Genomic DNA, 6,943 nt, shown 5'->3' with positions numbered 1-6,943 from the left:
GCAGCGAGCCCGGCCCGCAGCCCGCCCGGCCCGTCGGCCAGCCAGCCGACCAGGCTCGGGCCGACGATCTGCCCGGCCGCGAACACCGTCGTGAATGCGGCGATGCCCGCCGGCCACGCGGCGGCCGGCAGGTTGTGCCGCACCAGCGCGGTGGTCGATGCGACGACCGACAGGAACACGCTGCCGAACAGCGCGCCCGAGACGAAGCCGGCCAGCGGGTGCGCGCTGACCACCGGCAACAGCGTCGCGACCGTGAGCAAGGCGTTCAGCAGCGCCATCGGCTGCCCGCCGCGCCAGCGCTGCAGCAGCCCGGCCCACAGCCACGACGACGCGATCACGCCGAGGCCGAGCAGGGCGTAGAACACCGTGATCAGCCCGCTGCCCAGCTGCTGCTCGCGCAGCAGCGTCACCGAGAAGGTCATGTAGCCGATGTAGCCGAGGCCGAACAGCGTGTACGACGCGAGGCCGAACATGAAATCGCGCGCCTGGAAGCCGGTGCGCGCCGAGGCCGCTGCCGGCGCGGCGTCCAGGCCGCGCGTGCCATGTGCGGTGACGGCGGTCGCGATCAGCGCCGCGGCGCCCAGCGCGATCCAGGCCCATTGCCAGGCGTGCGATTGCGACAGCGCGACCAGCGGCGGCACCAGCAGCGCCGACGCGACGATGCCGACGCCGGTGCCGCCGTAGTAGATCCCGAGGACCAGCCCGGCGCGCGCCGCACCATCGCTGCCGACCAGGCGCGCCGCCATCAGCCCGCCGGAGATGAACGCGGCGGCGCTGGCGATGCCGGTCGCGAGGCGCAGCGCGTACAGCGCCGCATCCGACGTGACCAGGCCGTGCGCCACCAGCATCGCGCCCGCCGCGGCGCTGCCGGCCAGCAGCACGCGCCGCGCGCTCAGTCGCGCCAGGGCCAGCGGCGTGGCCAGCGCGCCGAGCAGGTAGCCCGCGGCGTTGACGGTGTTCATCGCGCCGGCGGTGAGGTAGCTCCAGCCCAGGTCGGTGCGCATCGCCGGCAGCAGCAAGGCGTACGAGAAGCGCGCCAGGCCGAGCGACACCGCGGCGGCGAGGGCCAGCGCGGCGGCGCTGCGCAGGGTCGAGGGGGTGGGGGAGCTCATCGCGCTGCATTGTGCCCAGCCTCGTCCTACAGCGCCGCGGGCAGCCGGCCGATGGGCGCGGCGCGCGCGCCGGGTTGCAATGCCGCATGCACCCACACTTCGACGTCGATTGCGAGCTGAGCTACCAACTGGCCGGGCCGGCGGACTTCCTGTTCCAGCTGCATGCGCTCGACGGCATGGACCAGCGCGTGCTGAGCGAGTCGCTGGAGGTGGAACCCGCGGTGCGCGTGCACGTCTACGAGGACCCGGCGGTCGGCCACCGCTTCGCGCGCCTGTCGGCCGGCGAGGGCACGCTGCGGCTGCAGTACCGGGCACGGGTCGAACGCCGGCCGGTGCCGGTGGACCTGGCTGCCGCCGAGATGGCGATCACCGAGCTCCCCGACGAGGTGCTGCACAACCTGATGCCCACCCGGTACTGCGAGTCCGATCTGCTGTCGCATGCGGCGATCAAGATCTTCGGCGAGCTGCCGCGGGGCGCGATGCGGGTGCAGGCGATCTGCGACTGGCTGCACGACAACGTCGACTACCAGCTCGGCTCGAGCACCGCGACGACGACCGCCTGCGACGTGTTCCGCAACCGTGCCGGCGTGTGCCGCGATTTCGCGCACCTGGGGGTGACCTTCTGCCGCGCGCTCAACATCCCGGCGCGGCTGGTGGTCGGCTATGCGCGCTTCGACGAGCCGCCACCGGATTTCCATGCGCTGTTCGAGGCCTACCTGGGCGGGCGCTGGATGATGTTCGACCCGACCCGGATGTCGCCGGTCGACGACCTGGTGCGCATCGCGATGGGGCGCGATGCCAAGGACGTGGCCTTCGCGACGATCTTCGGGCCGGCGACGATGACGGGGATGCGGCCGGACGTCAGTTCGGTACGATGACGAGGCTCCACCTCTTCACCTGACAGGCTGCGTCATGTCCATCTCCTCGATGAAATCGCTGTTCGCCTGCAAGGCCTGGGCCAACGCGGAGTTGTTCGCGCTGCTGCGAACGCTGCCCGCGGAGCAGGCCGATGCGCTTCACCAGTGCCTGCGGACGCTGAACCACATCTACGTGGTGGACCGGATCTTCCGTGCGCACCTCGCCGGCGAGGCCCGGCCGTTCGATGCCACCAACACCAAGGACACCCCGTCGCTGGCGCAACTGCACGGCGACGTGGCGGCGACGGACGCGTGGTACGTCGCCTACGCGTCGGGGCTGTCCGAGGCGGCGTTGTCCGAGACGCTGGGCTTCACGTTCACCGATGGCGATGCCGGGCGCATGTCCCGCGAGGAGATGCTGCTGCACGTCATCACGCACGGCGGCTACCACCGCGGCAACGTCGGGCAGGTGCTCAAGTCGATCTCCGTGGCGCCGCCGCGCGATCTGTACACCAAGTACCTGCACGCGAGCGAGCCGGCGCGAAGGGCGGGCTGAACCCGCCGTCAGGCGGGTTCGCCGACCTCATTCTCGGCCAGCCAGCGCTGCCGGTCGCGCGTCGGCGGCGCGCCGAACATCCGCCCGTACTCGCGCGCGAACTGCGAGGCACTCTCGTAGCCGACCTGGTGCGCCGCGCTCGACGCATCGATGCCGCCCGAGAGCAGCAGCCGGCGCGCCTCCTGCAGGCGCAGCTGCTTCTGGAACTGCAGCGGGCTCATCGCGGTGACCGCCTTGAAGTGGTGGTGGAACGACGACACGCTCATGTGCACGTCGCGCGCGATCTCGTCGATGCGCAGCGCGTGCGTGAAGTTCGTGCGCAGCCGCGCGATCGCCTTCGCGATGCGCTGCGTGTGGCTGTCCTGCAGCGCGAGTTGGCGCAGCCGCGCGCCTTCGCCGTTCATCAGCAGCCGGTACAGGATCTCGCGCTTGACCAGCGGCGCGACGATCGCGATGTCGGCCGGCGCCTCGAGCAGCTTCAGCAGCCGCAGCACCGGCTCGAGCACCGGCAGCGCGATGCGGTTCACGTAGATGCCGCGCGCCGGCCCGGCGTGCGCGGCGGCGGGCAGGCGTTCGTCGCGGATCAGCTCGCCGATCTCGGCGATGTCCAGCGACAGCCGCAGGCCCAGGTAGGGCAGCGTGTCGCTCGCGACGCGCACCTGGCCGACCACCGGCAGGTCGACCGAGGTCACCAGGTAGTGCAGTGCGTCGTAGGTGTGGATGTCGTCGCCGACCATCACCTGCTTGGAGCCCTGGGCGATCAGCGCCAGTGCCGGCTCGTAGACATGGTGCTTCGGCCCGCCCGGGTTCGCGATGCGGTAGACGATGAGGCCGGGCACCGGCGTCTGCACGACGCCTTCGGTGCCGTCGGTCGCGCGGTTCAGCAGGCCCACCAGCGAGCGGCGGGCGTCGTCGAGTTCGAGGGGGTCGTCCATGGCGTCGTCAGGTGCGTGGGAATCGTGCGTGGAGGATCGGGTGCGTCGCAGCTTAGCGCCGTCCACGCGGCCGTGCATCGCCGGTCGCCGTGGTCTGGAGAAATGGGCAAGAACTCTGCAGGAACGTGCTGGCGCGGCGGCGGCCCGCGGCGGGACACTGCCGCCCTGGCCCCGCTCCCCGGGGCAACGTCACAAGGAGCTGGACATGCAACATCGCAAGCTGGGCCGCACCGGCCTGTTCGTTTCGGAGCTGTGCCTGGGCACGATGACCTTCGGTGGGACCGGTGGCATCTGGAGCCAGATCGGCAAGCTGCAGCAGGACGAGGCCGATGCGCTGGTGGGCCGCGCGCTCGATGCCGGCATCAACTTCATCGACACCGCCGACGTCTATTCCGAAGGGCTGTCGGAGCAGATCACCGGCCAGGCGCTGCGCAACCTGAAGGTGCCGCGCGACAAGGTGGTCGTCGCCACCAAGGTGTTCGGCGAGACCGGCGCCAAGGGCGTCAATTCGTCGGGCATGTCGCGCTTTCACATCATGGACGGCGTGAAGGCGAGCCTGAAGCGCCTGCAGCTGGAGCACATCGACCTGTACCAGATCCACGGCTTCGACCCGTCGACGCCGATCGACGAGGCGGTGCACGCGATGGACACGCTGGTGCAGCAGGGGCATGTGCGCTATGTGGGCGTGTCGAACTGGGCGGCGTGGCAGATCGCGAAGGCGCTGGGCATTGCCGAGCGCGACGGCAAGGCGCGCTTCGAATCGCTGCAGGCCTACTACACGATCGCCGGGCGCGACCTGGAGCGCGAGATCGTGCCGATGCTGCGCAGCGAGCAGGTCGGGCTGCTGGTGTGGAGCCCGCTGGCCGGCGGCCTGCTGAGCGGCAAGTACGGGCGCGACGGCCAGGGTGCCGAGCAGGGCAGCCGGCGCACCACCTTCGATTTCCCGCCGGTGAATCGGGCGCGTGCCGACGATTGCATCGGCGTGATGCGCGGCATCGCCGAGGCGCACGGCGTGTCGGTGGCGCGGGTCGCGCTGGCCTGGGTGCTGCACCAGCCGGCCGTCAGCAGCGTGATCATCGGGGCCAAGCGAGTCGAGCAGCTGGACGACAACATCGCGGCGACGGCCTTGAAGCTGAACGCCGACGAGTTGGCGGCGCTGGACCAGGTCAGCGCGCTGCCGGCGGAGTACCCGGGGTGGATGCTGGCGCGGCTGGCGGGGCAGCGGGCGGCGCGGCTGGGGTGATCCGTCAGGGGTGGGGAAGCGGAACTCTCTGGTGCGGCATGGTCACCCAACAACTCCATCCCATTGAGGCTGCAGGTCATGTTGAAAGTGAAAGAGCGATTCCGACTTCTTGTACAGAAGAATGGATATACAGAGAGAGTGAGTGATTCTGACGGTGAAGATCAGCCTCCCAACGGAATTGGGCGACGGACAATAGAAATCCGCCAGAACGCCCGCAAGAAGACGAGCGAGGCAAAACTCTCGTTCGCGGAGTCTTCTGCCGATGAGGAGACTTCGCCGGTGCGAAAGACATCCGACCAAGTAGTCGGCAGGGCAAAGCGAGGGTCCCAATCTCCGCCGCAACAATTCTCCAACCTTGCGCGCGATCGCCTCCAGCGTGGAGGGCATGTCTTCGACTCGAAGGCATGCTCCGAGAATCGCGAAACATTCCGTGAGTGCGCTTGGGCGTTGCTTGATGGCGGACGGAACACACGCTTGTCCCAGGATGACGTGCTGAGCCACCTCCGGATGGCGACTTTTGCGGTCAATCTGGGGGCGGAGTTCCTCGACGGCGACCAGGTTTTCTTGCGTGAGTTCTCAAGCCGGTGTCTGGCGCTCGAAACGAGATACCCGAGCAACAAGGACATCGCTGCACTTGCCGAGTCGCTGAGCGGCTGGAGCACAAGCCTTGCGAAAGATTTGGATGAGCGTGGCACCGCTCGGACCACTGTCGTGGTGGGGCCGTTCCCGCAATACGGGTCCCGCGATGGGGAGTTGGAGCCGAAGGAGGCCACTCCCAGCATCAAAAAGCGCCGGATTGAGTTTCTCCGAGGTGCCGTTTTCAAAGTGCAGAATTTGAAGGACGCGAGTGCTGCCGATCTGGTTGCCTTGTTGCAAGGCTCCAGAGAAGACGTCGGTCCGAAATACGGAGCTCGTCAGCAACTTCGGCTTTGCGCGCACGTGATGAGGCACCGCCGCGATCTGGGCCCTCAGGAGCGATTGCAGGTTCTCGCTCACGCTGTTGTGGCGATGCGGGAACAACCGAATTTGAGCCTGGAAGACCAAGGCAAGGCCATGACACTGTTCAAGCAGGTCAGACGGTCTCTCGTGGACGGCGATTTCGGCGAGAACTCGGAGCACGCAGCCGCTTGGCTGTACGAGTTCGGGCAGCGAGTGGTGAACTACGGCAACGAGGAAGGGAAGTTGCGGGCGCTGTCTTGAGTTGCGCGCAGCGTCTGGGCCACCTCCGCGAATCCCTTGCCCCGCTCCCCGAGGGTCAGGTACGCCGGCCATGTGTGCAACCGATCCGCGAACTGCATCAGGTTCGCGACCCCCACGCTGACCGGGAAGTGCCCGAACATCGCCTGGTCGTTCGTCGAATCGCCGACGTAGGCCCAGGCGGGGGTCTCGGCATCGAGCGAACGCCCGAGCAACCGTTGCACGATCCAGCGCGCGCCGCTCAGCTTGTCGTGCTCGCCGTACCAGCCGTTGATGTGGATCGAGCTGACGGTGGCGTTCATGCCCTCGCTGCGCATCACCTGCAGCACCGCGTCAATCTGCGGCTGCGTCAGGTGGGCGAACTCGCTGTGGTCGACGGCGATGTCGGTGACGCGGCCGGCGCTGTCCTGCGCGAGCGCCGTGCCGGGCACCTCGTCGAGCACGCGCTGTGCGGTGCGCCGCAGGCGCAGCGTGTTGCGGGCGCGGGTGTCCTCGTCTTGCGCGTACTCGATCTGCAGACGGCCCGTCGCATCGCGGAACAGCGCGACCGCGCCGTTCTCCGCGACGATCGCGTCGATCGGCCAGTCGCGCGCGAACGGCTCGCTCCAGCCCATCGGCCGGCCGGTGATCGCGATCACCGGCAGCCCGGCGTCGCGCAGCGCCTGCAAGGCGGCCAGCGCCTCGGGCTCGATCGCGCCGTCGCGCGTCAGCGTGTCGTCGATGTCGGTCAGCACGCCGCGCACGCTGCGGGCCAGTTCGGGGCTCAGTTCTGAAAGGGGGCGAGGACGGCGCGGGGCGAGGGACATGCCCCGCAGTCTTGCACGACCCGCGGCCAAAACGCACGCAACGCACTGGAATCCGCCCGATCCGGCGACTACAATCCCTGCACTTTCCGAGGAGCGTTGCAAGGCCGGTTGTCGTCACGACAGCCGCCCCAGGCTCGGGAATTCAAATGCAACCGCGCTCACCCGCACGATGGTCCCTCGTGGGTGAGTCATGACATCCCCCCTTTGCCGACTGCGTGCGGGTTCCCTGAACGACTG

At 68.7% G+C, this 6,943-nt stretch carries 7 protein-coding genes and 1 riboswitch; of the genes, 4 read left to right on the top strand and 3 right to left on the bottom strand.

From position 1 onward, the window contains the following. Window positions 1–1,112: YbfB/YjiJ family MFS transporter (locus AC1DXV_RS11505; RefSeq protein ID WP_477933623.1), on the bottom strand; the 1,112-nt coding region annotated here is incomplete at its 3' end. Window positions 1,113–1,198: 86 nt separating this feature from the next. Between AC1DXV_RS11505 and AC1DXV_RS11500 the strand changes: the two genes are divergently transcribed. Further along, a complete protein-coding gene (locus AC1DXV_RS11500; protein WP_477869738.1) occupies window positions 1,199–1,990 on the top strand; it encodes a transglutaminase-like domain-containing protein in 792 nt (263 codons plus the stop codon). A 34-nt stretch (window positions 1,991–2,024) separates the two neighbouring features. Continuing rightward, window positions 2,025–2,525, top strand: coding sequence for a DinB family protein (locus AC1DXV_RS11495; protein ID WP_477869740.1), 501 nt, complete (start codon window positions 2,025–2,027; stop codon window positions 2,523–2,525). Between the two features lie 8 nt (window positions 2,526–2,533). On the opposite strand, the gene AC1DXV_RS11490 is transcribed toward AC1DXV_RS11495, so the two are convergent. Beyond that, the gene (locus AC1DXV_RS11490; RefSeq protein WP_477869742.1) at window positions 2,534–3,460 is read right to left on the bottom strand and encodes an AraC family transcriptional regulator; all 927 of its coding nucleotides are present in this window, start codon (window positions 3,458–3,460) and stop codon (window positions 2,534–2,536) included. Window positions 3,461–3,665: 205 nt separating this feature from the next. Between AC1DXV_RS11490 and AC1DXV_RS11485 the strand changes: the two genes are divergently transcribed. Together AC1DXV_RS11485 and AC1DXV_RS11480 are read left to right on the top strand one after the other, a co-directional pair. Beyond that, window positions 3,666–4,703 carry an aldo/keto reductase gene (locus AC1DXV_RS11485; RefSeq protein WP_477869744.1) on the top strand — a complete coding sequence of 346 codons (1,038 nt, stop codon included), beginning with the start codon at window positions 3,666–3,668 and terminating at the stop codon, window positions 4,701–4,703. A 78-nt stretch (window positions 4,704–4,781) separates the two neighbouring features. After that, complete coding sequence (locus AC1DXV_RS11480; RefSeq protein ID WP_477933621.1) at window positions 4,782–5,903, top strand: hypothetical protein; 1,122 nt, start codon at window positions 4,782–4,784, stop codon at window positions 5,901–5,903. On the opposite strand, the gene AC1DXV_RS11475 is transcribed toward AC1DXV_RS11480, so the two are convergent. After that, on the bottom strand, window positions 5,864–6,706 hold the full coding sequence (locus tag AC1DXV_RS11475; protein WP_477872091.1) for an HAD-IIB family hydrolase: 843 nt from the start codon (window positions 6,704–6,706) through the stop codon (window positions 5,864–5,866). The genes AC1DXV_RS11480 and AC1DXV_RS11475 overlap by 40 nt on opposite strands. Before the next feature lie 82 nt (window positions 6,707–6,788). Next, window positions 6,789–6,873: riboswitch (S-adenosyl-L-homocysteine riboswitch) on the top strand. Window positions 6,874–6,943: the final 70 nt, after the last annotated feature.

This window comes from Rhizobacter sp. P3_C12, from assembly GCF_056402735.1.
The sequence above is the reverse complement of the archived record's forward strand: the minus strand, read 5'-3'. Positions and strand labels throughout refer to the sequence as shown.